The organism is Roseococcus thiosulfatophilus, from assembly GCF_017311575.1.
GTDB lineage: Bacteria > Pseudomonadota > Alphaproteobacteria > Acetobacterales > Acetobacteraceae > Roseococcus > Roseococcus thiosulfatophilus.
Genome location: NZ_JAFFQY010000011.1, coordinates 289,967 through 315,304, shown reverse-complemented (window position 1 = coordinate 315,304; position 25,338 = coordinate 289,967). Strand labels below are relative to the sequence as shown.

Below are 25,338 nucleotides of genomic sequence, written 5' to 3'. Positions count from 1 at the left end.
CAGGCTGCGTGAACGCATGGGAACGCAGCATGATCTAGGCCGGCACGGCCTCGGCATGGGCGCGCATCAGCATGATCTCCGGCATGATGACCCGCGCGCCGCGCGGATGGGTTACGCCGTCGGGCAGGCGGACCAGCAGCTGGAACCCGCGGCTGCCCTTCGGGATGGGCAGCTCCATCATGTGCTTGCCTCCCTCGCCCTCCAGGCTCACGCTTTCCTTCCCCGCATCCGGCGGCCCCAGCCATTCCAGCTCCACCACCACGGGGTGGCCCGGCGCGCGGAGGTTGACGCGGATGCCGCCGAACTTCGCGAAGCCCGGCCCCGAGACCTCCAGCGCCGGCTTGGGCTGGTTCGGCCTGTTGGCGCTGAGCTTGGCGCCGAGGGGCGGCCGCAATTCGCAATGGGCGTTGGGGTGGCGCAGCTGGACCTCCACCCCCTCCGCCTCGAGGATGGGCGTGGCGAGGCCCGCCGCGCGCTCGGACAGCGCCTGGTCCTTCGCCTGCATGATGTCCGCCGCAGCGCGGAGCTTGTCGAGCATATGCGGGCCGAGCAGCGCGACGGAGCGCCAGGCCGGGTGCGGCGCGGGCGGGTGGGCCGCGATCCGGGCCAGGGCCGCCAGCGTCAACTCCGTCCCCCGCCACGCCACCGAGGGGTCGAGGTAGTGGTCCCGGAAGGCGGTGGAGCGGGTGGCGGAGCCGGGCAGCACCACCTCCGCGGCGGGAATGGGCGTGAGGTGGTGATAGCCGCGCGCCGTGCCCGTCTCCAGCAGCACGAAGGGCCGGTCCGCCAGGGCCGCCTCCAGCAGCGCGGTGGACTGGGTGCAGATGACGACATCCACCGCCCCCACCAGCGCCTGGAAGGTCAGGTTCATGCACAGCAGCATGGCGTCCGTGAGGAAGAGTACATTCTCCCCCACCTCCAGCTCGGCCGCCTTGATGTGCCGCTCGACCGGGTGGAACTTCCACAGGAAGAGCCAGTCCGGATGGCGGCGGGTGATGTCGGCGATGGCGGCCAGCATGTCGGGCTGGCTGTGGCCGTGGTTCAGCCAGTGGGTGTTGGCCGCGATCAGCGCCACATGGGCGTAGCGCCTTGTCCAGGGGCCGAATTGCAGGGCGAGTTCCGCCCGCCCCGCCAGCAGGTCGAATTTCGGGCAGCCGGTCACGACGAAATCCGGCGGGTCGCGCAGGCCCGCCTCGGCCAGGGTGGCCTCGTGTTCCGGCGCCCAGGACAGGACATGGGTGCTGAACATGCCGAAGGGGCGGGGGTCGGGCGGCGGCAGGAAGATGCCGTGCTGCATCTGCGCCGCCGGCAGCCCGTGGCCGCGCGCGGCGGCGGCCGCCAGGCTCGCCGTCACCGAGTTGCGGCTGAATGATCCCTCATGCGCGGACAGGAAGAGGCCTCCGGGCGCCAGCCGCGCCTCGGCCCATTCCGCGGGGTCCTCGAACCATTCGACGGCGAAGCCCCGCGCGGCCAGGAAGGCCTCGATCATGCCGCCGTCGAAACCGACCGTGCCCAGCCCCACGCTCCGCAGGCCGATCCGCCATTGGGACGGGGGCATCGCCGCCAGCAGGGGGCGCATGATGGCCAGGTCCTGCAAGGTGGCCAGGTGCAGCATCACCGGGCCCTGCGGCACCTCCGCGGCCGGCGCCGCGCGCCCGAGGCGCGGGTCGAGAACCGGGAAGAGGGCGGCGAAGCGCACGCGCATCGCCTCGCGCGGCGGCGTCTCGCCCCGCTTACGCAGCACGAGGCAGGAGGAGGCGAAGGGCGCCGCCGCGCGGAAGGGGTTGAGCGTGATCCATTGGCTGAGCAACAGGTCCGACACGCCCCGCGGCGGCAGGGCGGGCTTCACGAAGGGCGGCGTGTTGACCAGCACCACCTCGAAGCCAGCCGCCTCCAGCATGGCGCACCAGGTCTCCACGGGCAGGATCGCCGCGTGGAATCGGTTGAACTGCGAGGAGGGGCGGTGGCTGACCGTCACCACCAGCCACTCATGGGTCAGCAGGTGCAGGCTGTGCAGCGCGGCCCAGATCTCGGCGGGGTCAATGTGTTCCAGCGCGTCCAGGCAGGTGGTGAGCCAGGGGCCGGGCCAGCCCTCCCGCGCCGCGTCGCGCTTGGCATCGGGCACGGGCGCGGTCAGGTCCAGCGGCAGGACGCCCGCCTCCTCCGCGCCGCGATAGTCGAAGCTGCGGGCGGGCAGACCGAGCCCGGCCATGCGCGCGGCGAGCGTACCGTTGCCGGCGGCGAGGTCCAGCAGCCCCGTCAGCCCGTGCCGGCACGCGAAATCATGCAGGGTGGCGTGGAAGTCCGGCTGGAAGGAGGTGCGCCCCGCCGCATGCGCGAAATAGTCCCTGCCGTAGAGACTGTCGTAATCCGTCCGCATCCGTTTTTCCCTGGTCCGCGCCGCTGGCCTGCGTGACGCAAGCGTAACGCGCGGCGGCACAGCTTTGGGGCATGTTCGCTGCAATGCAACCTCTTCGAATGGCCCGCCCGGCCGCCCTGGCGCCGCTGCGCCACGCCGATTTCCGCACCCTCTGGCTCGCCAACCTCGTCTCCAACATCGGCCTGTTCATCCAGAACACGGCGGCGGGCTGGCTGATGACCGGGCTCGACCCCTCGCCGATGATGGTGAGCCTGGTGCAGGCCGCCTCCATGGTGCCGGTGTTCCTCCTGGCCCTGCCGGCCGGGGCGCTGGCGGACATCATTGACCGACGCCTGTTCCTGATCGGCGCGCAGCTGTGGATGACCTTCGTAGCGCTGCTGCTGTGTGTCCTGTCCTGGACGGGGCTGCTCGGCCCCTGGGGCCTGGTGGCGCTCACCTTCGGGCTGGGGGCGGGCCTGGCCATGAGCTTTCCCGGCTGGGCCGCCACCACGCCCGAACTGGTCCCGCGCGAGGATTTGATGGGCGCCATCGCGCTGAACGGCATCGGCTTCAACATCACCCGCGCGATTGGCCCCGCGGTGGGCGGGCTCGCCATCGCCTGGGCGGGGGTGGGCGCGGCCTTCCTGCTGAACGCGGTCTGCGTGCTGGTGCTGGTGGCGGCGCTGTGGCGCTGGAAGCGGCCCGTGGTGGCGAACCGCGCGGCGCCCGAGCCCTTTCTCTCCGCCGTGCGCGCCGGGGCGCGCTATGTGGCGGCCTCGCCCGCCATGCACGCGGCCATCCTCCGCGCGGTGGTGTTCTTCCTGTTCACCTCGGCCGTCTGGGGGCTGCTGCCGCTGCTGGTGCGCCATGAACTCGGCCTCGGCCCCGAGGCCTTCGGCCTGCTGCTGGGCTGCATGGGGGCGGGCGCCGTGGCCGCGGGCTTCCTGCTGCCCGCCGCACGGCGGCGGCTCGACCGGTCGGGGATGGTCTTCGTGGGCTCGCTGCTGGGCGCGCTCGCCATGGCGATGATGGCCACGCTGCACCATTGGGTCTTTGCCGCACTCGCCATGGTGATCTACGGCGTGGCCTGGATTTCCGCGGCCTCCACCCTGCAGGCAGCGGCGCAGATCGCGGCCCCCGCCTGGGTGCGGGCGCGGGCCATCGGCATCTACCAGATGTGCTTCTTCGGTGCGCTGGCCGGGGGCGCGGCCGGCGCGGGCTGGATCGCGGGGCTGATCGGCGTGCCGACCACACTCGGCCTCTTCGCGCTCGGCGGTGCGGCGGCGGCCGTGCTGGTGCGCGGCGCGCGGATTGATGGCGAGGCGCTGCGCGAGGCGCCCGCCGCCACGCCGCCCTTCGTGATGCCCGAACCCGAATCCGCCGAACTCCAGGCTCTGCTGGCCGGCGGCGAGAACCGCGTGCTGGAGGTGGTGCGCTACCGCGTGCCGCCCGCCCGCCGCGCCGCCTTCCTGGCCGCCATGCGCGAGGTGCGGCGCGCGCGCCTGCGCGGGGGGGCGGCGCTGTGGCGCCTCTACGAGGACGTGGCCCACCCTGAGCGCTGGGTGGAGCTCTGGACCATCGAGAACTGGGCCGAGCACCTGCGCGAGGCCGCCCGCATGACCGAGCAGGACCACGCCGTGCTGCGCCACGCCGCCACCTTCCACGAGGGCGGCCCCAATGGGCATGGGGGCCCGGAAGCCGCGCGCTATGTGAATGTTCCGGTCTAGGGGCAGCAATGCGCCCATGTGCGGTGAAGTCCGCGCCCGCCCTGCCTATCTGACGTGGAGAACCGAAGGAAGGACAAGACCATGGCCAAGCTCGCCGCCACCCGCAACGATTTGGGCGAGAATGCCCGCCTCGCCAGCGTGAACCTGCTCAACGCCGCGCTGGTGGACCTGATGGACCTGACCAACGCCGTCCGCATGGCGCACTGGACCGTGCGCGGCCCGCATTTCGCCGCCCTGCACGCGCAGTTCGGCGACTTCTACGAACAGCTCAGCGAGACGGTCGATGACGTGGCCGAGCGCGTGGTGCAGCTGGGCGGCACGCCCGATGGCACGACGCAGCTGGCCGCCAGCCGCACGCGCCTGGCCCCCTATTCCGAGGAGACGCGCGACGGGCTGGACCATGTGGCCGCGCTGACCGAGCGCTACGCCGCCCTGGCCCGCACCACCCGCGCCGCCGTGGACGCCGCCGCCGAGGCGGGCGATGCCGACACGGCCGATCTCCTGACCGGCACCTCGCGCATGCTCGACAAGGCGCTGTGGATGCTGGAGGCGCATATTTCTTAGCCCTCAGGCGCCGGGCGCGCGCTCCGCGCGCTTGGCTACGCCGCGCGACGGGGGCGCTGGCCGCGCGGTCAGTTGGGCGGCGCCGGCCGCCGTGCGGCCGGATTCTGTGTGGTTGGCGCCGGAGTTTTTCTGCCCTCAGGCGCCGGGCGCGCGCTCCGCGCGCTTGGCTACGCCGCGCGACAGGGGCGCTGGCTGCGCGGTCAGTTGGGCGCCGCCGGCCGCTGTGCGGCCGGATTCTGGATGCTCGGTGCCCTCAAGCGCCCGGTGCCGCTTCCGGTGGGTTGGCGGCGCGCCAGCCGCTTTGCGGCCGGATTCTCCTGGAGCGCGCCTGACCCTGGGTGGGCATGCTGCACCGCCATACCCTCGCCCCCGCTTTTCCTCTATGCCCGCCCCATGAGCGACCTTTTCGGAAAGCCCGGCCCGGCCAAGCCCGGTAACGCCTACACCGCCGCCGACATCGAGGTGCTGGAGGGGCTGGAGCCCGTCCGCCGCCGCCCCGGCATGTATATCGGCGGCACGGACGACAACGCCCTCCATCACCTCGCCGCCGAAATCCTGGACAACGCCATGGACGAGGCGGTGGCCGGCCACGCCGACCGCATCGAGGTGGTGCTGGAGGCGGGCAACCTGCTGTCGGTGCGCGACAATGGCCGCGGCATCCCGGTGGACCCGCACCCGAAATTCCCCAAGCTCTCCGCGCTGGAGGTCATCTTCACCACGCTGCACTCGGGCGGGAAGTTCTCGGGCAAGGCCTATGACACCTCGGGCGGCCTGCACGGCGTGGGCAGTTCGGTGGTGAACGCGCTGTCCGAATCGCTGGAGGTCGAGGTGGCCCGCGGCGGCGAGCTGTTCCGCCAATCCTACGCCCGCGGCAAACCCACCTCGAAGCTCAAGCGCGAGGGCGAGGTCCGCAACCGCCGCGGCACCCTCATCCGCTTCAAGCCGGACCCCGAGATTTTCGGGCAACTGGCCTTCCGGGCCGAGCGGCTGTTCAAGCTGTGCCGGTCCAAGGCCTATCTCTATCGCGGCGTCGAAATCCGCTGGCGCTGCGAGCCCAAGCTGGTCGCTGGCACCGACACCCCGCCCGAGGCGACCCTGCACTTCCCGGGCGGGCTGGCGGACTTCCTCTCCGCCGCCATCGAGGGGCGCGGGACGGTGGTGCCCGAGCCCTTCGCCGCCATGCTCGACTTCCCCGCCGGCGCCGGCCGCTGCGAATGCGCGCTAACCTGGCTGGAACAGGGCGACGGCTTCCTCTCCACCTACGCCAACACCATCCCAACCCCCCAGGGCGGCACGCATGAGGCCGGGCTGCGCGCGGCCCTGGTGAAGGGCCTGCGCGGCTATGGCGAGCTCAAGAAGGAAAAGCGCGCCGCCAGCATCACGGCCGAGGACGTGTTCACGGGCCTGGCCGGCATGCTCAGCGTCTTCATCCGCGAGCCGCAATTCCAGGGCCAGACCAAGGAGAAGCTGACCAACGCCGACGCCCAGCGCCTGGTGGAAACCGCCCTGCGCGACCGCTTCGACCATTGGCTGGCCGGCCACCCCGCCATGGCCGACAATTTGCTGGCCTTCGCCATCGAGCGCGCGGAGGAACGCCTGCGCCGCCGCGCCGAGAAGGACACGCCCCGCAAGACCGCGACCCGCAAGCTGCGCCTGCCCGGCAAGCTGGCCGACTGCTCGCGCGAGAGCGCCCAGGGCACGGAAATCTTCCTGGTGGAGGGCGACAGCGCCGGCGGCTCCGCCAAGCAGGCGCGCGACCGCGAGACCCAGGCGGTTCTCCCCCTGCGCGGGAAGATCCTGAACGTGGCCAGTGCCAGCGCGGAAAAGCTGCGCGGCAACCAGGAACTGAAGGATTTGATCGAGGCGCTGGGCTGCGGCGTGGGCGACCGCTTCGACCTGGCGCGCCTGCGCTATGGCCGCGTCGTCATCATGACGGACGCCGATGTGGACGGCGCGCACATCGCCGCCCTGCTGATGACCTTCTTCTACAAGGAATTGCCGGAACTGGTGCGGGCGGGGAGGGTCTTCCTGGCCCAGCCGCCGCTCTACCGCCTCCAGCACGGCGGCAAGAGCGTCTATGCGATGGACGACGCCGACCGCGAGCGCCAGATGAAGCGGGAATTCAAGCCGAACCAGAAGGTGGAGGTCAGCCGCTTCAAGGGGTTGGGCGAGATGCCCCCCGCCCTACTGCGCGAGACCACCATGGCGCCCGGCAAGCGCACCCTGCTGCAGGTGGTCCTGCCGCCCGAGGAGCGCGCCGCCACCGCCGACCTCATGGAGGCGCTGATGGGCAGAAAGCCCGAGCTGCGCTTCAAGTTCATCCAGGACAATGCGGCGAGCCTGGATGTGGAGATGGTGGATGCGTGAGGGGGGCGCCCCCACGCAAAACCGGAACCAAACGGCCTGAAGGGCCGAGGCCGCGAACGCGGCCTATGTGACCGGCGTGCCTTCGGCAGGACGCAACTGAGGGGCACGAAGGCAAAGCCCTCGTGCTCCCAAAATCAGGCGCTCTGGCCGCTCTTCAGCCCGCCCTGCTCCATCAGGCTCTCCACCACCGACCAATCCACGAGCTTGTTCAGGAAGTTGTCGAGGTAGTTCGGGCGGACATTGCGGAAGTCGAGGTAGTAGGCGTGCTCCCACACGTCCACGCCCAGGATGGGCGTGCCCTCGCCGGTCGAGATCGGGTTCGCGCCATTGGGCGTCTTGGTCACGGCCAGCTTGCCGTCGCCCTTCAGGATCAGCCAGGCCCAGCCCGAGCCGAACTGCGTCACGCCGGCCTGCTTGAAGGCCTCCTTGAAGGCGGCGAGGCCACCCAGGTCGCTGTCGATCTTGGCGGCCAGCTTGCCCGGCAGCTTGTCGCCGCCGCCATTGGGGCTCATCACCTGCCAAAACAGGATGTGGTTCCAGTGCTGGCCGGCCTGGTTCAGCACGGGAAGGCCATCGGCGCCGGCGGCACCGGCCTCGGCCACGATGGTTTCCAGCGACTTGCCGGCCAGGCCCTTGCTCTCGACCAGCCCGTTCAGCGCGGTGACATAGGCGTTGTGGTGCTTGCCGTGGTGCAGTTCCAGGGTTTCCTGGCACATGCCCTGGCCGGCGAGGGCGTTGGTGCTGTAGGGCAGGGGGGGGAGGCTGAAGGCCATGGGTCTTCTCCGAAATGGGATGCGGGGACTGGGGCGCAGCTAAGAGGCGCGCCCCCGGGGCGTCAACCGCTTGCGAAGCCCGGGGTTCGCCCCCATGGAGGCGCCATTCATGCCCGAACTCAGCCCCTGCGGCGCGCTCGCCCGCCGCCATGACCCGGACCGCTTCCTCTGCGCCCTCTTCGCGCCGCCCGCGCGGCGCGAGGCGCTGTTCACCCTGATCGCCTTCAACCATGAACTCGCCCGCGCGCGCGAGGTGGCCACCAACCCCATGCTGGCCCTGATGCGCCTGACCTGGTGGCGCGAGGTGGTGGAGCAGGCGGCCGAAGGCGCGCCCGCCCGCGCGCATGAGGTCGCGGCCCCGCTCCATGCCGCCATCACCGCGCGCGAACTGGACCCCGCCGACCTCATCGCCATGGCCGAGGCGCGCGAACCCGAGATGGAGGAGGACCCCATCCCCTCCACCGGCGCCTTCCACGCCTATCTGCGCGGCACGGCGGGCGGCTTCGCGGTGGCGGCGGGGCGGCTCCTGGGCGCACCGCCCGCGCTGATGCCGGCATTGCAGCAGGCGGGCGCGCTCTACGGGTTGGCGGGCGTGCTGCGCGCGGTGCCTGCCCTGGCCGCGCAGGGGCGCTGCCTGCTGCCCGCCGACGTGGTGGATTCGCATGCGGTGCTGATGGACCCGGGCGCGGCCGCCCCCGCCATTCGCCGCCTCGCCGCCGACGCCCCGCCCGCGCCCGACCTCTCGGCCCTGCCGCGCGATTCCATCGCGGCCGCGCTGCCGCTGGTGCTGGCGCGGCGGGATTTGCGGCGCCTCGCGCGGGGGAAGACGGTCAATCGTGGCGGAATGGACCGTATCGCCGTCACATGGGCCGGGATTCGTGGCAGGGCCTGACGCAACCACGCCACACTTCATGTGTAGACAGGCCGGTATCGAAGGATAGGGCGACGATGCGATACTTGGTTTCCGGCGGCGCGGGCTATGTGGGCAGCCATCTGGTGCTGGCGCTGCTCGATGCGGGGCATGAGGTGGTGGTGCTGGACGACCTCAGCGCGGGGCACCGCGCGGCCGTGCCGGCGGCGGCGGAGTTCGTGCAGGCCAACCTGGCCGACCGCGGGCGGGTGCAGGAGGTCTTCGCCGCCTGGTCCTTCGACGCCGTCTTCCACATGGCCGCCCTTTCGCTGGTGGGCGACAGCATGAAGGAGCCGCTGCGCTATTGCCGGGAGAATGTGGCGAACAGTCTGTCGCTGGCCGAGACGGCGGCGCGGGCGGGCTGCACGAAGTTCGTCCTCTCCTCCACCGCGGCCGTGTTCGGCGTGCCGCGCGAGGTGCCCATCACCGAGGACGCCCCCACCACCCCGGTCAACCCCTATGGCCTGTCCAAGCTGATGGTGGAGCAGGCGCTGGCCTGGGCGGAGGGCGCGCATGGTCTGCGCTCGGCCGCACTTCGCTATTTCAACGCGGCGGGGGCCGACCCCGCCGGCCGCGCCGGCGAGGACCATGACCCCGAGACGCACCTGATCCCGCGCGCCATCCTGGCCACGCTCGGCGAATTGCCGCCCCTGCACGTCTTCGGCACCGATTATGACACGCCCGACGGCACGGCCGTGCGCGACTATGTGCATGTGGCCGACCTCGCGGCCGCGCATATCGCGGTGCTGCCGCGGCTGGACCGCGGCTCGGTGCGCTACAACATCGGCAATGGCGCGGGGCATTCGGTGCGCGAGGTGATGGCGGCCGTCGAGCGCGTGGCCGGCCGGCCCGTGCCGCATGTGAACGGCCCCCGCCGCGCGGGCGACCCGCCGGCGCTTGTCGCCTCCTCAAGCCGGCTGCGGGCGGAGACGGGCTGGGCGCCGCGCTTCGCGGAACTGGACCAGATCGTCCGCACCGCCTGGGATTGGCACGCCGCCCGGCCCAAGGGCTACCGGGCGCGCGCGGCGGCTTAGGGCCTGCGTCCGATCGGCTTCGGTGATCTCACCGAAGCCGTGAATCGGCCGCTCGAAAACCTGCGTCCGATCGGCTTCGGTGGGATCACCGAAGCCGTGAATCGGCCGCTCAGCAACGCTCAGCCCCGCGGGGCGAAGCCCAGGAAGCCCAGCGAAGGGATGGGCTGGCCAGGATCGGCGCGCACCGTGGGCGCGGGCCGCACGGGCGCGGCAGGTGCCGCGCGCACCGGGCGGGGTGCCGGCTGCGGGCGGGCGCGCGGCGCGGGCGCGGCCTCGGGCGGCGGGCCGGAGGAGGCCATGCCCGCCCCGCCCCGCACCGAGAGCAGGTAGAAGGTGACATCCGCCCGCGCGCGGTCCACCGCGGCCTCGACCGGCGTCAGGCCCAGCGCGTTGCGCGCGCGCAGGTCGGCGCCCCGGTTCACCGCGTCGCGCACCGCCGGCAGGTCGCCGCGGGCGATGCCGTCGAACAGCGCGTCATTGGGGTTCATGGCCGAGGGGGGCACCTCGGCCGGGGCCACCGTGCCCTGGCGGCCCTGCAGCCCGGGCAGGGCGGGCGGTGCCTCGCGCTGCGGGGCGGGGGCGCCGGGCTGGGCGCCCGGAAGCCGCGTCGGCCCCTGGGCCAGGGCCAGGGAGGGCATGGCAAGGAGCAGGGCGGCCAGGGCCGCGCGATGCGGAAAACACGTCATGCCCCTGGATGCCATGGCGGCGTGGCGGAAGAAAGGCCTGTCTGTCAGGCGGCGCGCACCGCCTGGCGTAGCCGCCGCGCGGCCTCGGTCATTTCGTGCCGCAGGATCTCCCGCTCGGCCTCGTCGGTCACGCTGGCGAAATAGGCCAGCACGTCGCTGACCGTGTCCTCGAGCTCATGCGCGGCCAGCTTCTGGCGGATGCCGTCGCGCAATTGGAGGTAGAGGCGGCGGCCCTCGATCTCCTCCCGCTCGGCCTCGGTCATCGTCACATGTTCGGCCGGGTGGAACTGGAAGTCATGGCGCGAGAAGCTGCCCAGGAGCTGGCGCCGCGGCCGATCGGCCCCCGCGACTGGCCCCAGGCGATAGACGACGACCGCGTCGCGGCGGCTGACGAATTGCAGCGGCATGACCTGTCACCCCAACAGATTTCGCGCCGATGTAACATATTTGCGTGTGAACGCCAGATTGCGCACGGAATGAGACGATGCGTCAGGGCTCGGTGAAGGCGCGCCGCAGGCTCTCGCGCAGCGGCTGGGTCATGTAGCGCCAGAAGCTGCGCGCGCCGGTGAGGACATGCGCCTCCACCGGCATCCCCGGCGAGAGGAAGACGCCGGGCATGCGCGCCAGCGCCGCCTCGTCCAGCGCGATGCGCGCGCGGTAGTGGCTCATGCGCGTCTGCGGGTCGGTGGTGACGTCGGCCGCCACGAAGATCACCTCGCCCGAGAGGTAGGGCACCATGTTCTGGCGGAAGGCGGGCAGGCGCATCTGCGCCGGCAGGCCCGTCCGCACGGCGTCTATGTCGGTCGGGTTGATGTTCACCTCCGCCACCAGCCGGTCCGCGCTGGGCACGATGTCCAGCAGCGGCTCGCCGGGGCGGACCACGCCGCCCAGGGTGAAGACGCGCGAATTGACCACCGTGCCATCGGCGGGGGCCAGGATGTCGCGGCGCAGCGCCACGTCATCGGCGGCCATGAGGCGTTCCTCGACCTCGGCGAGGCGCTGGGCCACCTCCTGCGCCTCGGCGTTCACCTCCTGGCGGCGCTGGCTCAGCAGGGATTGCGCCTGGCGCTCCGCCTCCTCGATGGCGGCGCGGGCGCGGGCGATCTGGCCCTGCAATTCGCCGATGCTGCCCTCCACCGCCGCGCGGCCGCGCTGCACGGCCAGCAGCTCCGGCAGGCGGGAGAGGCCCTGGGTGACGAGGCCCCGGCGCATCGCCTCCTCCTGCACGATCAGGTCGCGCTGGCGCTCGGCGGCGCGCAGCTGTCCCTGAGCGGAGTCGAGGCTGGCGCGCCCCTGGGCCTCGCGCGCCGCGACGATGGCGAGCTGGCCGTCGAGCGCCGCGCGCCGTGCGGTGAAGAGTGCCACCTGCCCCGCCATGGCCTCGCGCGCGCGGGGGTTGTCCGCCTGTTGCAGCGCGGCGGGGAAGGTCAGCGCGCCATGGCCCGCGGCCTCGGCCGCAAGCCGCGCCGCATGGGCCATCAGCGAGGCCTGCTGCGCCCGCAGCGCCTCGCGCGTCGCGCCGGCCTGCACGTCGTCCAGCCGCAGCACCACCTGTCCCGCCCGCACGCGGTCGCCGTCGCGCGCCAGGATGGCGCGGACCACGCCGCCCTCCAGGTGCTGCACGGTGCGGCGCGTGCCCTCCACGGTGATGACGCCGGGGGCCACGGTGGCCTCGGCCAGGGGTGCGAGGGTGGCCCAGGCCATGAAGCCCCCGAAGCCGCCCAGCAGGACGAACATCCCGGCCAGGATCACGCCCCGCGTGGGCGGGTGCGGCGCCTCCATCACGGGCGCGGCGGTGGCAAGCTGCGTGGACATGTCAGAGCGTCCCGGTCAGGGCGGGCTTGGCGCCCGGCGGTGGCATCTCATGGGCGCGGGGCGGGGCCATCAGCCGCTTCATCACCTCGGCGCGGGGGCCGTAGAGCTCGGCCGCGCCGTCGCGCAGCACCAGCACCTTGTCGGCCACCTGCACGAGGCCAGGCCGGTGCGAGACCAGGATCAGCGTCGCCCCCGCCTGCTTCGCCCGCGCGAGCGAATGGAGAAGGATGGCCTCGCTCTCGCCATCCAGGTTCGAGTTGGGCTCATCCAGCACGACCAGGCGCGGATTGCCGAAGAGGGCGCGCGCCAGGCCGATCATCTGCCGCTGCCCGCCCGAGAGATGCTGCCCGCCCTCGCCGATCTCGGTGTCGTAGCCGCGGGGCAGGCGCAGGATCATCTCGTGGCAGCCCGCCAGACGCGCGGCCTCGAAGACCTGTTCGGGCGCGGCCGCGCCCATGCGCGCGATGTTCTGGAAGACCGTGCCGTCGAACAGCTCCACCGCCTGGGGCAGGTAGCCCACATGCCGGCCAAAATCCTCGCGCGGCCAGAGGAAGACGTCGGCGCCATCCAGCCGCGCCGTGCCGGCATTGGGCGGCAGCGTCCCCATGATCAGGCGGATCAGCGTGGTCTTGCCGGCGGCCGAGGGGCCGATGACGGCCAGCGCCTCGCCCGGCTCCAGCTGCAGGCTGATGCCCTTGATCATGGGGGCGGGGGTGCCGGGGAAGCCATAGGTCACGCGCTCCAGCTCCAGCCGGCCCCGGGGCGGGGGCGGGGCGGTGCCCACGGGGCGCCCGGGCGGCATGCGGAGGAAGGCCTGCAGGCGCTGGAAGCTCTGCCGCGCCTGGACCAGCTGCCGCCAGCCGCCGATCACCTGCTCGACCGGCGCCAGCGCGCGGCCCATGACGATGGAGGCCGCGATGGAGGCCCCCGGCGTCACCTGCTGGCGCAGCGTGAGCCAGGCGCCCACCCCCAGCACCGCGAGCTGCACGGCCAGGCGGCAGAACTTGGTGGCGGCCAGGATGACGGCCGCGCGGTCGCCGGCCCGGGACTGCGCGGGCAGGAACTCGCCCATGCCCGCGCGCCAGCGGGCCAGCACGGCGGGGGCCATGCCCATGCTGTCAATGACCTCGGCGTTGCGCGCCATGGCCTCGGTGCGGGATTGGGTGCGCTGGGCGGCGGTGGCGGCCTCGCGCAGCAGGCGGGAGGTGACGAGTTCGCTCAGCAGGGTCAGGCCGAACAGCAGCAGCGCGCCGGCCAGCGCCACCAGCCCCAGCAGCGGGTGCAGCAGGAAGATGACAGCCAGGTAGATGGGGACCCAGGGCAGGTCATAGAGGGCGAGCGCCCCGCCCGAGCCCAGGTAGGAACGGCAGGCGGCGAGGTCACGCAGCGCCTCCATCCGGTAGGGCAGGCCGCGCAGCTGGGCCTCCAGGCCGCGATGGAAGGCCTCCGGCGCCGCGCGCATCTCCATCCAGGCGGCCACGCGGTGCATGACCAGGCTGCGCACCCCCTCCAGCACCGCCAGCACCAGCAGGGCGAAGAGGGCGATGGCGCTGAGGAAGAACAGCGTGTCGCCGCTGCGCGCGGCCAGCACGCGGTCGAACACCATCATCATGTAGAGCGGCACGGTGAGCTGGAGCAGGTTGGCCACGCCCGAGAAGGCGCCGACGCTGGCGAATTGCCAGCGGCAGGCGGCCAGCGCCTCGTCCAGAGGGGTGGTGGTCTCACGCCGCGGTGCCATCATGGCATGTCAGTCCCTGTCCCATTCTGGGACGACGCCCGGAGGGGCGCCGTATCGCCGGGATGACCGCCAATTCTTGGCGCGCCCTCCCGACCGGGTGACTCTGCGGGCAATGGCTTAACGAAACGTGAAGCCGGAGCGGAGGGCTTAGCGCGCCCGGAAGACGACCTGCCGGTTGAGGGCGAAGTTCACGAACATGCCGGCGATGGACCCCGCCGCGACCCCCAGCACCAGGTGCCGCGCGCCGATCTCGGTCCAGGCGGTGATGGCGGCATAGGTGCCGTAGTTCACCGCGAAGCCCACCAGGTTCAGCGCGAGGTAGAGGCCCCATTGCCGCCCGATGCCGCCGCCGCCGCGCCGGTCGCGGAAGGTCCAGGCGCGGTTCAGCGCATAGACCCCGGTGGCCGCGACCACATAGGAGATGACGCGCCCCCAATAGGGCCCCGTGCCGAGCGCGACCGCGGCGCCCAGCACCGCGTAGTCCAGCAGGAAGCCCAGCGTTCCCACCACGCCGAAACGGAAGAATTGCAGGAGGATCGGTGGCATCCGCGGCAGCTAGGGGCAGCGGATGGCGCAATTGCGGCGCCAACCTATGCTTTCGCCGCAGCTCAGGAGGGCGATTCGTGATCGGGTTGGTGGGATTGGGCCGCATGGGCGGCGCGATGCTGGGGCGGCTGCGCGACCAGGGCCAGGATGTGGCGGCCTTCGACCAGGATGCGGGCCTGCGGGCACGCGCGGGCGGGGTGTCGGGCCTCGCCGATTGCGCGGCGCCGGTCGTGATCCTCTCGCTGCCGCATGAGGCGGCGGTGGAGGCCGTTCTGGCCACCCTGTTGCCCGCCATGCCGAGGGCCGGTGTGGTCGTGGACACGTCCACCATCGCCCCAGGGGCCGCGCGCCGATTCGCGGAACAGGCCGCGGCGAGGGGGGTGGGCTACCTGGATGCCCCCGTCTCGGGCGGGCCGGCGGGGGCGGCGGCGGGGACGCTGGCCATGATGCTGGGCGGCGAGGAAGCGGCCATCGCCGCCGCGCGGCCGGTGCTGGAACGGCTCGCCACCCGAATCACCCATGTGGGCGGGCCGGGGGCGGGGCAGGTGGCCAAGCTCGCCAACAACCTGCTGGTGGCCACGCACCTGATGGCGGCGGCCGAGGCGCTGCGGATGGCCGATGCGGCCGGCGTGAAGCCCGAGGCGCTGCTGCCGGTGCTGAACGCGGCCTCCGGCCGTTCGGCGGCGACCGAGGTGAACTGGCCGCGCTGGATCCTGCCCGGCGGCTTCGACAGCGGCTTCGCGGCGGGGCTGATGCGGAAGGATGTGCGGCTGGCGCTGGAACTGGCCGAGGCGGCCGGCACGAAGCTGCCCGTCTGCGGCGCCGCCGCCGCGCTGTGGGAGGCAAGCCCCGTGCCCGATTCCGAGGAGTTCAACCGCGTGCCCGCCGCCCTGTTCGAGGACCGTTCCCATGGCTGACCCCTCCCGCGCCGCCGCCGAGGCCGCTGCCCATATCCGCAACTGGTTCGGCGGCACCGTGCCGGGCGCCGTGCTGGACGGCGCGGCCCCTCCCGGCGCGGGCGAGGCCCTGGCGCTGACCGACCCCGTGACGGGCAAGCCGCTGTTTTCCTACCCTGTGGCGGACGCTGGCCTGGCCGCCGAGGCCGCCGCCGCCGCCGCGCGCGCCGCCGCACCTTGGGCCGCGCTGCCGGGGGCCGAGCGTGGCCGCCGCCTCTGGGCGCTGGGGGCCGCGATCCGTGCCGAGGCCGAGGCGTTGGCCCGCGCCGAATGCGCCAACACCGGCAAGCCCCTGCGTGACGCCCGCGCCGAGATGGCCCGGGTCGCCGAGATGGCCGAATACTTCGCCGGCTGGTGCGACAAGATCGAGGGGCGCGTCGTGGCGGTCCCCTCCGGCCATTTCGTGACGGTGCGGCCGGAGCCCTATGGCGTGATCCTCGCCATCACGCCCTGGAACGCGCCACTCTTCACCGCGGGCTGGAACGCCTTTCCGGCGCTGGCCGCCGGCAATGCCGTGGTGCTGAAGCCCAGCGAGATGACGCCGCTGACCTCGCTGCGCCTGGGGCAGATGGCGCAGGGGCTCGGGCTGCCGCTCATGGTGGTGGCGGGCGGGCCGGCGGCGGTGGAGGCGCTGGTGGCCGCACCCGAGGTGGGCAAGCTCTGCTTCGTGGGCAGCCCGGCCGTGGGCGCCCGGATCGCCGCGCTGTGCGCCGCGCGCACCCTGCCGCATGTGCTGGAGCTGGGCGGCAAGAGCGCGAACATCGTCTTCGCCGATGCCGACCTGGACGCGGCCCTGCTGGGCGCCCAGCAGGCCATCTTCGCGGGCGCCGGCCAGTCCTGCGTGGCGGGGTCGCGGCTGTTGCTGGAGGCCTCCATCGCCGAGGACTTCCTGGCCCGGCTGCGCGCCGGCATGGCAAAGATCAGGCTCGGCGACCCGCTGGACGACGCGACGGAGATGGGCCCCGTCGCCCACCCCCGCCAGCACGCGCATGTGCAATCGCTGCTGGAAGCCGCGGCCGCCGAGGGCGGTCGGGTGCTCACCGCCGCGCCCGGTCCCGGCGCCTGCTTCGTGCCGCCCACCGTGCTGGACGGGCTGCCACCCGGCGCGCGCGCCGTGCAGGAGGAGATTTTCGGCCCCGTGGTGGCGGTGCAGCGCTTCGCGGACGAGGCGGAAGCCGTGGCACTTGCGAATGGCACCCGCTTCGGCCTGGCGGGCGCGGTCTGGACGCGCGATGTGGGCCGCGCGCACCGCGTGGCCGCGGCTCTCCGCGCCGGCACCGTATGGGTGAATGGCTACCGCACCATCCATGTCAGCGTGCCCTTCGGTGGATTCGGCGCCTCCGGGCATGGGCGTTCCTCGGGGGCGGAGGTGCTCGCGGAATACACGCAGCCCAAGGCCGTCTGGACGGAGACGCGGCAGGCCCCGCCCGCGGGCTTCGGGCACCTGCCTTGATCCGCTTGCCAATCGGGGCGCGCTCTGGCTTGTATCCCGGGAACGCCAGGGGAGGCGGGTCGGTCGCGTCAACGTGACGGGAGTTTTCGCATGAAACGTCGTGACCTCATGCTGGGGGGCGGCGCGGCCCTGCTATCCGCGCCGGCTTACGCGCAGCCCGCCCAGAACCGCGTGCTGAAATTCGTGCCGCAGGCGAATTTGACCAGCGTGGACCCGGTCTGGACCACGGCCACCGTCACCCGCAACCACGGCTACATGGTCTTTGACTGCCTCTACGGCCTTGACGACCAGTTCCGCCCCTACCCGCAGATGGCGGAAGGCACCGCCTTCGAGAACGACAACCGCACGGCCACCATCACGCTGCGCCCGGGCCTGTTTTTCCATGATGGCGAGGCGGTGCGCGCGGCCGACGCGGTGGCGAGCCTCAAGCGCTGGATGCGCCGCAGCCCCATCGGCCAAAAGCTGAACGAATACACGGATGAACTGGTGGCGCTGGACGACCGCCGCCTGCGCTTCCGCCTCAAGCGGCCCTTCCCGCTGCTGCTGAACGCGCTGGGCTCGGTGGCAACCCCCACGCCCTTCATCATGCCCGAGCGCCTGGCGCAGACCGATGCCTTCACGCAAATCCGCGAGACCATCGGCAGCGGCCCCTTCCGCTTCGTGCAGAACGAGTTCAACTCGGGCAGCCTCGCGGTGTATGAGCGCAACCCGCGCTATGTGCCCAACCCGAACGCGGGCCCCGTCTCGCTGACGGCGGGCCCGAAGGAAGTGCATTTCGACCGGGTCGAGTGGCACATCATCACCGACACCTCGACCTCCACCTCCGCGCTGATCCGCGGCGAGATGGACTGGTTCGAGCAGCCCACGCCCGAGAACCAGCTTCTGCTGCGCCGCAACCGCAACGTGGTGGTGGAGATGCTGACGCCCTTCATGTCGGTGGGCATCATGCGGTTCAACCACCTGCACCCGCCCTTCGACAACCCGGCCATCCGCCGCGCCATCCTGCCCGCGGTGCAGCAATCGGATTTCATGATCGCGGCGCAGGGGCCGGAGCCCGAGAACTGGCGCGACGGCGTGGGCTGCTTCACCCCGGGCTCGCCCTTCGCCAATGACGAGGGGCTGGAGCCGCTGAAGGGCCCGCGCAGCATCGAGCGCGCGCGCCAGCTCCTGCGCGAGGCCGGCTACAACAACGAGCCCATCCGCATCCTGGGCCCGACCGACATCCTGAACCCCGCGGCGCTGACCCAGGTGGCGGCCGACCTGTTCCGCCGTTTGCAGGTGAACCTGGACGTGGTGCTGACCGACTGGGGCACCGTGGTGCAGCGCCGCGCGAGCCGGGAACCGCTGGACCGCGGCGGCTGGTCCATCACCTGCACCACCTTCGCGGGCTTCGAGGTGATGGACCCCGTGAGCCACTTCCCCCTGCGCGGCAATGGCAATGGCGCCTGGTTCGGCTGGCCCAACGTGCCGGAGCTGGAGACGCTGCGCGACAGCTGGTTCGACGCGCCCGACGTGCCGGCCCAGCAGGCCATCGCGCGGCGGATGCAGGGCATCGCCATGCATGAGCTGCCCTTCGTGCCGGTGGGCGCGGTGGCGTCCATCACCGCGCACCGCCGCAACCTGACGGGCCGGGTGCCCGGCTTCGCGCAGTTCTGGGGCATTCGCCGGGGCTAGCGCGTGATCCACCGTGTAGATCACGCGCTGGCCTTGTTTGGGCGGCTGATTCACCGCTTCGGCGTTGCCGCCTCCGCGGATCAGGCGCCAGGGCCCTCTGGCACGCTCCGTGCATTCCATCCGAATGCGCGGAGCGATGGGCCCTTCTTTGGTGGCGCTTTGCCCATGTGTGTTGCACGCTTCGCCCAAGCCGGAAGCAACCGGCCTGGAACAGGGAGAGAGTAGATGGATCGCAGGAGTTTTCTTCAATCGGGCGCCGTGGTCGCCGCCAGCGGGGCGCTGGCCGCCCCCGCGCTGAGCCAGGGTGCCGCCGCGCGCACGCTGCGCTTCGTGCCGCAGGCGAACTTGGCGAACTACGACCCGATCTGGGGCACGCAATTCGTCGTCCGCAACGCCTCGATGCTGGTGTGGGACACGCTCTACGGCATTGACAACACCTTCACCCCCCGCCGCCAGATGGTGGAGAGCGAGGAGGTCAGCAGCGACGGCCTGACCTGGACCTTCCGCCTCCGCGAGGGCCTGCGCTGGCACGACAACGAGCCGGTGCGCGCGCAGGATTGCGTGGCGAGCCTGGAGCGCTGGATGGTGCGCGACGGCATGGGCCAGATGATCCGCGCGCTGCGGCAGGAGCTGGCGGCGGTGGATGACCGGACCTTCCGCCTGCGCCTCTCGGCCCCCTATCCGAAGATGCTGCTGGCGCTGGGCAAGAACAACACGCCCATCGCCTTCATGATGCCCGAGCGCATCGCCCGCACCGACCCCTTCCAGCAGATCACGGAGTATGTCGGCTCCGGCCCCATGCGGTTCAACCGCAATGAGTGGGTGCCCGGTGCCCGCGCCACCTGGACGAAGTTCGACCAGTATGTCCCGCGCGACGAGGCGCCCAACTGGCTCTCGGGCGGCAAGCGCATGATGGTGGACCGCGTCGAGTGGATCATCCAGCCCGACCCCGCCACGGCCGCGGCCGCGCTGCAGCAGGGCGAGGTGGATTGGTGGGAAACCCCGCTGAACGACCTGATCCCGGTGCTGCGCCGCAACCGCAACATCCGCATTGATGTGGCTGATCCGCTCGGCAATGTGGGCTGCCTGCGCTTCAACCACCTGCACGCGCCCTTCAACGACCCGCGCGTGCGCCAGGCGGTGGCCTGGGTGGTGAACCAGCCCGACTTCATGGGCGCCGTGGTGGGCGGCGACGCCGCGCTGTGGAAGCAGATGAACGGCTTCTTCACGCCCGAGACGCCCAACTACACCGAGGCCGGCGGCGAGATCCTCTCGCGCCCGCGCAGCGTGGCCGATGCGCGCCGCCTGCTGCAGGAGGGCGGCTACAACGGCCAGCCCGTGACCATGCTGGTGGCGCAGGACATCGCGGCCCTTTCGGCCATGGGCCAGGTGGCCAACGCCGCGCTGCGCTCCATCGGCATGAATGTGGACTTCGTGGCGACGGACTGGGGCACGGTGGGTGCCCGCCGCGCCAGCCGTGAGCCGGTGGCGCGCGGCGGCTGGAACATCTTCTTCACCTGGTTCGCGGGGGCGGACTGCACGAACCCCGCCAGCTATCTCGGCCTGCGCGCGCATGGCGACGGCGCCTGGTTCGGCTGGCCCAACGACCCCGCGATCGAGGCGGGGCGCGACAAGTGGTTCGCCGCGGCCAACGCGGCCGAGGAAAAGGCCGCCTGCGAGGAGATCAACCGCGCCGCCTGCCAGAGCTTCCCCTTCGTGCCGACCGGCTTCTACCGCGCCTACCAGGCCTGGCGGGGCAATGTCACGGGCATCAATGCCGGCCCGCTGCCCTGGTTCTGGGGCGTCTCCAAGTCGTGAGTGTCCGGGGCGTCCCGCGTTCGGGGCGCCCCTTCTTCTGATCAGGACGGGCCCGCGCCTTGCGGGCCCGCCGCACCGAAGGGCTTCCCGCCATGTGGGCCTACATCTTCCGGCGCGTGCTCGCGACCATCCCGGTCATGGCCATCGTCGCGCTGTTCGTCTTCTCGCTGCTGTATCTCGCCCCAGGTGACCCGGCGGCGGTGATCGCGGGCGACCAGGCCTCGCCCGAGGATGTGGAGCGCATCCGCGCCTCGCTCGGCCTCGACCGGCCCTACCTGGTGCGCTTCGGCGAGTGGGTGTTCAACATCCTGCGCGGCGACCTCGGCACCTCCATCTTCACCAACCTGCCTGTCAGCCACATGATCATGCAGCGCGTGGAACCCACGCTGTCGCTGATGGTGGTGACGCTGGTGCTCTCCGTCACCATCGCCGTGCCCATGGGCGTGGTGGCGGCCTGGAAGCAGGGCACGCATGCGGACCGCGCCGTGATGGCCTTCGCCGTGCTGGGCTTCTCGGTGCCCGTCTTCGTGGTGGGCTATGTGCTGGCCTTCGTCTTCGCCCTCGAACTCGACTGGCTGCCGGTGCAGGGCTACACGCCGCTCAGCGAGGGTCTCTGGCCCTGGTTCGAGAACCTGATCCTGCCCGCCATCGCGCTCGGCACCGTCTACATCGCGCTGATCGCGCGCATCACCCGCGCCACCATGCTGGAGGTGCTGAGCCAGGACTACATCCGCACCGCGCGGGCGAAAGGTGTCGGCCAGCGCGCCATCCTCTTCCTGCACGCGCTGAAGAACGCGGCCGTGCCCATCGTCACCGTCATCGGCATCGGCATCGCGCTGCTGATCGGCGGCGCGGTGGTGACCGAGAGCGTCTTCGCCATCCCGGGCCTCGGCCGCCTCACGGTGGATGCCATTCTGCGGCGTGACTACCCGGTGATCCAGGGCGTCGTGCTTCTGTTCAGCTTCGTCTACGTGCTGGTCAACCTCGTGATTGACCTCCTCTACACCCTGTTTGACCCGAGGATCCGGTATTGAGCGCCTCAGCCCTCCCTCCTGGTCTCCCCCCCGGCGTGAGCATTCCGCCGGGCCTGGCCATCGCCAAGCTCCCGCCCGACATCCTTTCGGATGTGAAGCCGCGCCGCGGCATCTGGGGCTTCCTCGGGCGCTACCCGGCGATCGCGATCGGCGGTTCGCTGCTGTTCCTGATGATCTTCGTGGCCGTCTTCGCGCCCTTCCTCTGGACGAAGGACCCGACGGCGCTCGCGCCCGCGCTGCGCACGCGCGAACCCTCGGCCGAATTCTGGTTCGGCTCGGACATGCTGGGCCGCGACGTCTATTCGCGCGTGCTCTACGGTGCGCGCGTCTCGCTCATCGTGGGCTTCGCGGTGGCCTTCTTCGCCTCGCTGATCGGGCTGATCATCGGCCTGCTCTCGGGCTTCAACCGCATCGCGGACAGCATCATCATGCGCGTGATGGACGGCATGATGTCCATCCCGCCCATCCTGCTCGCCATCGCGCTGATGGCGCTGACGCGGGGCTCGGTGCAGAACGTGATCCTGGCCATCACGGTGGCGGAAATCCCGCGCGTGTCGCGCCTCGTGCGCGGCGTGGTGCTCTCCCTGCGTGAGCAGCCCTATGTGGAGGCGGCCGTGGCGTCCGGCACGCGCACCTGGAAGATCATCTTCAAGCACATCCTGCCCAACACGCTGGCGCCGCTGACCGTGCAGGCCACCTATATCTGCGCGGCGGCGATGATCACGGAGGCCATCCTCTCCTTCATCGGCGCGGGCACGCCGCCCATCATCCCCTCCTGGGGGAACATCATGGCGGAAGGCCGCGCGCTGTGGCAGGTGAAGCCCTACATCGTCTTCTTCCCGGCGGTGTTCCTCTCCATCACGGTGCTCGCCGTCAACCTGCTCGGCGACGGGCTGCGCGACGCGATCGACCCGCGCCTCGCCAAGAGGATCTGAGCCGATGAGCGAAATGGACAACCGGCCCATGCTGCTGGAGGTGGACAACCTCCAGACGCATTTCCGCACCATGGACGGCGTCAACCGCGCTGTGGACGGCGTCTCCTTCCATGTGCGTTCCGGCGAGACGCTGGCCATCGTGGGCGAGAGCGGCTGCGGAAAATCCGTCACCGCCATGTCCATCCTGCGGCTGATCCCGGAGCCGCCGGGCAAGATCGCGGGCGCCATCCGCTTCCAGGGCAAGGACCTGCTGAAGGCCTCGGACCGCGAGATGCGCGACATCCGCGGCAATGAGATCAGCATGATCTTCCAGGAGCCGATGACCTCGCTGAACCCGGTGCTGACCAATGGCCAGCAGATCGGCGAGACGCTGCGCCTGCACCAGGGCATGAGCGCCCAGCAGGCCGAGGCCCGCGCGATCGAGATGCTGAAGCTGGTGGGCATCCCGGAGCCCGAGCGGCGCGTGCGCGAGTATCCGCACCAGCTTTCGGGCGGCATGCGCCAGCGCGTGATGATCGCGATCGCGCTGGCCTGCAACCCGAAGCTGCTCATCGCGGATGAGCCGACCACGGCGCTCGACGTCACCATCCAGGCGCAGATCCTGGATCTGATGCGGGACCTCAAGACCAGCGTGGGGGCCGCCATCGTCATCATCACCCACGACCTCGGCGTGGTGGCCGAGGTGGCGGAGCGCGTGGTGGTCATGTATGCCGGCCGCAAGGTGGAGGAAGCCCGCGTGGGCGACCTGTTCCGCACGCCGCGCCACCCCTACACCCAGGGGCTGCTGGGTTCCGTGCCCAAGCTCGGCTCGTCGCTGACCGGCGAGACGACGCGGCTCGCGGAAATCCCGGGCCTGGTGCCCAGCCTCAAGCAGCGCATCCCGGGCTGTGTCTTCGCCACACGTTGCCCCAAGGTGACGGAACTTTGCCGGGCGGTGCCGCCCGCGCTCCAGGAAAAGGCGCCGGGCCACATCGCCGCCTGCCATTACGCCGAAGTGGAAGGGGTTGCCGCGGCATGACCAAGCGGGTTCTCGAAGTCTCGGACCTCAAGAAGCATTTCCCCATCCGCGGCGGCCTGCTGGGCGGCACGGTGGGGTATGTCTATGCGGTGGACGGCGTGTCCTTCCACATTGACCAGGGCGAGACGCTCTCCCTCGTGGGCGAGAGCGGCTGCGGCAAGTCCACCGTGGGCAAGTCGGTGCTGCGGCTCTTTCCGCTCACCTCCGGCCAGGTGGTGCTGAACGGCAAGCGCATTGACGACATGTCCACCGGCACGCTGCGGCCCCTGCGCCGGCAGATCCAGGTGGTGTTCCAGGACCCCTTCTCCTCGCTCAACCCGCGGCTGCGGGTGCGGGAAATCCTGGCCGAGCCCATCCGCAATTTCGGCCTGGCGAACAGCGAGGCCGAGATTGATGAGAAGGTCGGCCAGCTCATGGACAAGGTGCGGCTGCCGCGTGATGCGGTGAACCGCTGGCCGCATGAGTTCTCGGGCGGGCAGCGGCAGCGCATCTGCATCGCGCGCGCACTCGCCGCCGAGCCCGACATCATCGTCTGCGACGAGGCGGTCTCGGCACTCGACGTGTCGGTGAAGGCGCAGATCGTGAACCTGCTGCAGGACCTGCAGGCGGAACTGGGCCTGGCCATGCTGTTCATCAGCCATGACCTCGCGATCGTGGAGCACATGACGCACCGCGTGGCCGTCATGTATCTCGGCCAGATCGTAGAGGTGGCGGACCGCAAGCAGCTCTTCGGCGCGCCGCGCCACCCCTATACGGAGGCGCTGCTCTCCGCCGTGCCGGTGCCCATGCCGGGGGCGGCGCGCGAGCGCATCGTGCTGCAGGGCGACGTGCCGAGCCCGATCAAGCCGCCGCCGGGCTGCCGCTTCCACACGCGCTGCCCGTATGCCTTCGACCGCTGCCGCAAGGAGGTGCCGCGGCTGCAGGACAATGGCGCGGGGCACCAGGCGGCCTGCCACCTGCACGACCTGCCGGCCGAGCAGAACCCGCTGCTGAACAAGGCCCCGCCCACGGCATTCCGGGCGGCCTGACGCGTTTGATCGGCGGAGGCGTCACGCCGCAGCCGTGAAACAGCCGCGCGAACTCCGCGTCTGATCGGCGGAGGCGTCACGCCGCAGCCGTGAATCAGCCGCGCAAAACTACCCGGGCGGCCGCAGCGGCCGTCCGCGCTGGCTGTAGTTCACCGTGTCCGGCGCGTTGGAACCGCCGGTCACGATGAAGGCCATGGCCTCGTCGAAGCTCCAATCCGTCCAGGTCAGCGCCGTGATGGGCACGATCTCGATATAGCCCGAGGTGGGGTTGGGCGAGGTCGGCACATAGACCACCGCGAGTTCATCGCCCGTCGTGCTGTCCTTCAGCACGCGCGTCACGAGGCCCACCGCCTTCATCTCGGGCGAGGGGAAGTCGATCAGCACCACGCGCTGCCCGCCTTCCTGCTGGGTGCCGGCCACAGTCAGGAATCGCTTGGTCGCGCCATAGATCTTCTCGACGAAGGGGATGCGGCCGATCAGCCATTCCATGACCGCGATCAGCCGCTGGCCCACCATGCGGCTCGCCATCCAGCCCAGCAGCCACAGCAGCGCTAGCACGGCGAAGGTGGCCACGATGGAGACCACGGTCTCATTCGCCATGGCGCGCGCGGCGGCCGGGTTGTCAGGGTTCAGCGCCAGCGCCGCCGCCCGCACCAGCGGCCGGCCCAGCGCCGAGAGCTGCCGGAACAGGAAATCCACGATGAGCCAGGTGATGGCCAGCGGCGCGGCGGTCAGCACGCCCACCAGCAGGTAGCGCCCCGCCGAGCGCAGCCCCTGCCGCGCGTCAGGGTTGCTCACGCGCCGGCCGTTTCGTCACGCATGTGGTCCGTCTCCAGCGGTGAAGCCTCTATTCGTGAAGGTCAGGGTGAATTGGCCCAGCTTCCGTGATACTTAGCCCCGCGC

Annotated in this window: 21 protein-coding genes; 13 read left to right on the top strand and 8 right to left on the bottom strand. The window is 71.4% G+C overall.

What is annotated here, in order from left to right; all coding sequences use genetic code 11:
• Positions 1-34: 34 nt before the first annotated feature.
• Complete coding sequence (locus JTN19_RS07185; protein WP_206931220.1) at positions 35-2,380, bottom strand: hypothetical protein; 2,346 nt, start codon at positions 2,378-2,380, stop codon at positions 35-37.
• Positions 2,381-2,463: 83 nt separating this feature from the next.
• Here JTN19_RS07185 and JTN19_RS07180 point away from each other — a divergent pair, with 83 nt between their 5' ends.
• The 3 genes from JTN19_RS07180 to parE all read left to right on the top strand — a co-directional run bounded on the left by JTN19_RS07180 (position 2,464) and on the right by parE (position 7,017).
• Positions 2,464-4,086, top strand: a complete 1,623-nt coding sequence (locus tag JTN19_RS07180) for an MFS transporter (protein ID WP_242530928.1) — start codon at positions 2,464-2,466, stop codon at positions 4,084-4,086.
• A gap of 81 nt (positions 4,087-4,167) precedes the next feature.
• Positions 4,168-4,650: a DNA starvation/stationary phase protection protein Dps gene (gene dps / locus JTN19_RS07175; protein ID WP_206931219.1), complete on the top strand. Its 483-nt coding sequence runs from the start codon at positions 4,168-4,170 to the stop codon at positions 4,648-4,650.
• Positions 4,651-5,043: 393 nt separating this feature from the next.
• The gene (parE, locus tag JTN19_RS07170; RefSeq protein WP_206931218.1) at positions 5,044-7,017 is read left to right on the top strand and encodes a DNA topoisomerase IV subunit B; all 1,974 of its coding nucleotides are present in this window, start codon (positions 5,044-5,046) and stop codon (positions 7,015-7,017) included.
• A gap of 134 nt (positions 7,018-7,151) precedes the next feature.
• On the opposite strand, the gene JTN19_RS07165 is transcribed toward parE, so the two are convergent.
• Positions 7,152-7,790, bottom strand: a complete 639-nt coding sequence (locus JTN19_RS07165; protein ID WP_206931217.1) for a superoxide dismutase — start codon at positions 7,788-7,790, stop codon at positions 7,152-7,154.
• 109 nt (positions 7,791-7,899) lie between these two features.
• Between JTN19_RS07165 and JTN19_RS07160 the strand changes: the two genes are divergently transcribed.
• Positions 7,900-8,682: a phytoene/squalene synthase family protein gene (locus tag JTN19_RS07160; RefSeq protein ID WP_206931216.1), complete on the top strand. Its 783-nt coding sequence runs from the start codon at positions 7,900-7,902 to the stop codon at positions 8,680-8,682.
• A 56-nt stretch (positions 8,683-8,738) separates the two neighbouring features.
• Positions 8,739-9,734 carry a UDP-glucose 4-epimerase GalE gene (gene galE, locus JTN19_RS07155; protein ID WP_206931215.1) on the top strand — a complete coding sequence of 332 codons (996 nt, stop codon included), beginning with the start codon at positions 8,739-8,741 and terminating at the stop codon, positions 9,732-9,734.
• Between the two features lie 119 nt (positions 9,735-9,853).
• Here the strand turns inward: galE and JTN19_RS07150 are convergent, their stop codons facing one another.
• From JTN19_RS07150 to JTN19_RS07130, 5 genes are all read right to left on the bottom strand, one after another.
• On the bottom strand, positions 9,854-10,420 hold the full coding sequence (locus JTN19_RS07150) for an ankyrin repeat domain-containing protein (protein ID WP_206931214.1): 567 nt from the start codon (positions 10,418-10,420) through the stop codon (positions 9,854-9,856).
• Between the two features lie 44 nt (positions 10,421-10,464).
• Entirely contained in the window at positions 10,465-10,827 is a 363-nt protein-coding gene (locus tag JTN19_RS07145; RefSeq protein WP_206931213.1) for a hypothetical protein, read from the bottom strand.
• Between the two features lie 82 nt (positions 10,828-10,909).
• Positions 10,910-12,235 (bottom strand): HlyD family type I secretion periplasmic adaptor subunit, encoded by a 1,326-nt coding sequence (locus tag JTN19_RS07140; protein ID WP_206931212.1) that lies wholly within the window; start codon positions 12,233-12,235, stop codon positions 10,910-10,912.
• A 1-nt stretch (position 12,236) separates the two neighbouring features.
• Positions 12,237-13,976, bottom strand: coding sequence for a type I secretion system permease/ATPase (locus tag JTN19_RS07135; RefSeq protein ID WP_206931211.1), 1,740 nt, complete (start codon positions 13,974-13,976; stop codon positions 12,237-12,239).
• A 144-nt stretch (positions 13,977-14,120) separates the two neighbouring features.
• Positions 14,121-14,519: a GtrA family protein gene (locus tag JTN19_RS07130; RefSeq protein WP_206931210.1), complete on the bottom strand. Its 399-nt coding sequence runs from the start codon at positions 14,517-14,519 to the stop codon at positions 14,121-14,123.
• 77 nt (positions 14,520-14,596) lie between these two features.
• On the opposite strand from JTN19_RS07130, the gene JTN19_RS07125 reads away from it, so the two are divergent.
• The 8 genes from JTN19_RS07125 (at position 14,597) to JTN19_RS07090 (ending at position 24,435) form a co-directional block, all read left to right on the top strand.
• Positions 14,597-15,436 carry an NAD(P)-binding domain-containing protein gene (locus tag JTN19_RS07125; protein WP_206931209.1) on the top strand — a complete coding sequence of 280 codons (840 nt, stop codon included), beginning with the start codon at positions 14,597-14,599 and terminating at the stop codon, positions 15,434-15,436.
• Positions 15,429-16,928 carry an aldehyde dehydrogenase family protein gene (locus JTN19_RS07120; RefSeq protein ID WP_206931208.1) on the top strand — a complete coding sequence of 500 codons (1,500 nt, stop codon included), beginning with the start codon at positions 15,429-15,431 and terminating at the stop codon, positions 16,926-16,928. The genes JTN19_RS07125 and JTN19_RS07120 overlap by 8 nt, the downstream gene beginning before the upstream one ends.
• A gap of 90 nt (positions 16,929-17,018) precedes the next feature.
• Positions 17,019-18,602, top strand: coding sequence for an ABC transporter substrate-binding protein (locus JTN19_RS07115; RefSeq protein WP_206931207.1), 1,584 nt, complete (start codon positions 17,019-17,021; stop codon positions 18,600-18,602).
• Positions 18,603-18,827: 225 nt separating this feature from the next.
• A complete protein-coding gene (locus JTN19_RS07110) occupies positions 18,828-20,420 on the top strand; it encodes an ABC transporter substrate-binding protein (protein WP_206931206.1) in 1,593 nt (530 codons plus the stop codon).
• A 92-nt stretch (positions 20,421-20,512) separates the two neighbouring features.
• Positions 20,513-21,454 (top strand): ABC transporter permease, encoded by a 942-nt coding sequence (locus JTN19_RS07105; RefSeq protein ID WP_206931205.1) that lies wholly within the window; start codon positions 20,513-20,515, stop codon positions 21,452-21,454.
• 35 nt (positions 21,455-21,489) lie between these two features.
• Positions 21,490-22,389 (top strand): ABC transporter permease, encoded by a 900-nt coding sequence (locus JTN19_RS07100; protein WP_340643289.1) that lies wholly within the window; start codon positions 21,490-21,492, stop codon positions 22,387-22,389.
• Positions 22,390-22,402: 13 nt separating this feature from the next.
• Positions 22,403-23,407 (top strand): ABC transporter ATP-binding protein, encoded by a 1,005-nt coding sequence (locus JTN19_RS07095; protein ID WP_242530956.1) that lies wholly within the window; start codon positions 22,403-22,405, stop codon positions 23,405-23,407.
• Positions 23,404-24,435, top strand: a complete 1,032-nt coding sequence (locus JTN19_RS07090) for an ABC transporter ATP-binding protein (protein ID WP_206931202.1) — start codon at positions 23,404-23,406, stop codon at positions 24,433-24,435. Before JTN19_RS07095 ends, JTN19_RS07090 begins: the two co-directional genes overlap by 4 nt.
• Before the next feature lie 108 nt (positions 24,436-24,543).
• Here JTN19_RS07090 and JTN19_RS20090 read toward each other — a convergent pair whose 3' ends face one another.
• Positions 24,544-25,233 (bottom strand): DUF502 domain-containing protein, encoded by a 690-nt coding sequence (locus tag JTN19_RS20090; protein WP_206931201.1) that lies wholly within the window; start codon positions 25,231-25,233, stop codon positions 24,544-24,546.
• Positions 25,234-25,338 lie beyond the last annotated feature (105 nt).

Bases quoted from the DNA above. Each gene is read 5' to 3' on its own strand.
- JTN19_RS07185 (WP_206931220.1), bottom strand. From the start codon at position 2,380: ATGCGGACGGATTACGACAGTCTCTACGGCAGGGACTATTTCGCGCAT.
- JTN19_RS07180 (WP_242530928.1), top strand. From the start codon at position 2,464: ATGCAACCTCTTCGAATGGCCCGCCCGGCCGCCCTGGCGCCGCTGCGC.
- dps (WP_206931219.1), top strand. From the start codon at position 4,168: ATGGCCAAGCTCGCCGCCACCCGCAACGATTTGGGCGAGAATGCCCGC.
- parE (WP_206931218.1), top strand. From the start codon at position 5,044: ATGAGCGACCTTTTCGGAAAGCCCGGCCCGGCCAAGCCCGGTAACGCC.
- JTN19_RS07165 (WP_206931217.1), bottom strand. From the start codon at position 7,790: ATGGCCTTCAGCCTCCCCCCCCTGCCCTACAGCACCAACGCCCTCGCC.
- JTN19_RS07160 (WP_206931216.1), top strand. From the start codon at position 7,900: ATGCCCGAACTCAGCCCCTGCGGCGCGCTCGCCCGCCGCCATGACCCG.
- galE (WP_206931215.1), top strand. From the start codon at position 8,739: ATGCGATACTTGGTTTCCGGCGGCGCGGGCTATGTGGGCAGCCATCTG.
- JTN19_RS07150 (WP_206931214.1), bottom strand. From the start codon at position 10,420: ATGACGTGTTTTCCGCATCGCGCGGCCCTGGCCGCCCTGCTCCTTGCC.
- JTN19_RS07145 (WP_206931213.1), bottom strand. From the start codon at position 10,827: ATGCCGCTGCAATTCGTCAGCCGCCGCGACGCGGTCGTCGTCTATCGC.
- JTN19_RS07140 (WP_206931212.1), bottom strand. From the start codon at position 12,235: ATGTCCACGCAGCTTGCCACCGCCGCGCCCGTGATGGAGGCGCCGCAC.
- JTN19_RS07135 (WP_206931211.1), bottom strand. From the start codon at position 13,976: ATGATGGCACCGCGGCGTGAGACCACCACCCCTCTGGACGAGGCGCTG.
- JTN19_RS07130 (WP_206931210.1), bottom strand. From the start codon at position 14,519: ATGCCACCGATCCTCCTGCAATTCTTCCGTTTCGGCGTGGTGGGAACG.
- JTN19_RS07120 (WP_206931208.1), top strand. From the start codon at position 15,429: ATGGCTGACCCCTCCCGCGCCGCCGCCGAGGCCGCTGCCCATATCCGC.
- JTN19_RS07115 (WP_206931207.1), top strand. From the start codon at position 17,019: ATGAAACGTCGTGACCTCATGCTGGGGGGCGGCGCGGCCCTGCTATCC.
- JTN19_RS07110 (WP_206931206.1), top strand. From the start codon at position 18,828: ATGGATCGCAGGAGTTTTCTTCAATCGGGCGCCGTGGTCGCCGCCAGC.
- JTN19_RS07105 (WP_206931205.1), top strand. From the start codon at position 20,513: ATGTGGGCCTACATCTTCCGGCGCGTGCTCGCGACCATCCCGGTCATG.
- JTN19_RS07095 (WP_242530956.1), top strand. From the start codon at position 22,403: ATGGACAACCGGCCCATGCTGCTGGAGGTGGACAACCTCCAGACGCAT.
- JTN19_RS07090 (WP_206931202.1), top strand. From the start codon at position 23,404: ATGACCAAGCGGGTTCTCGAAGTCTCGGACCTCAAGAAGCATTTCCCC.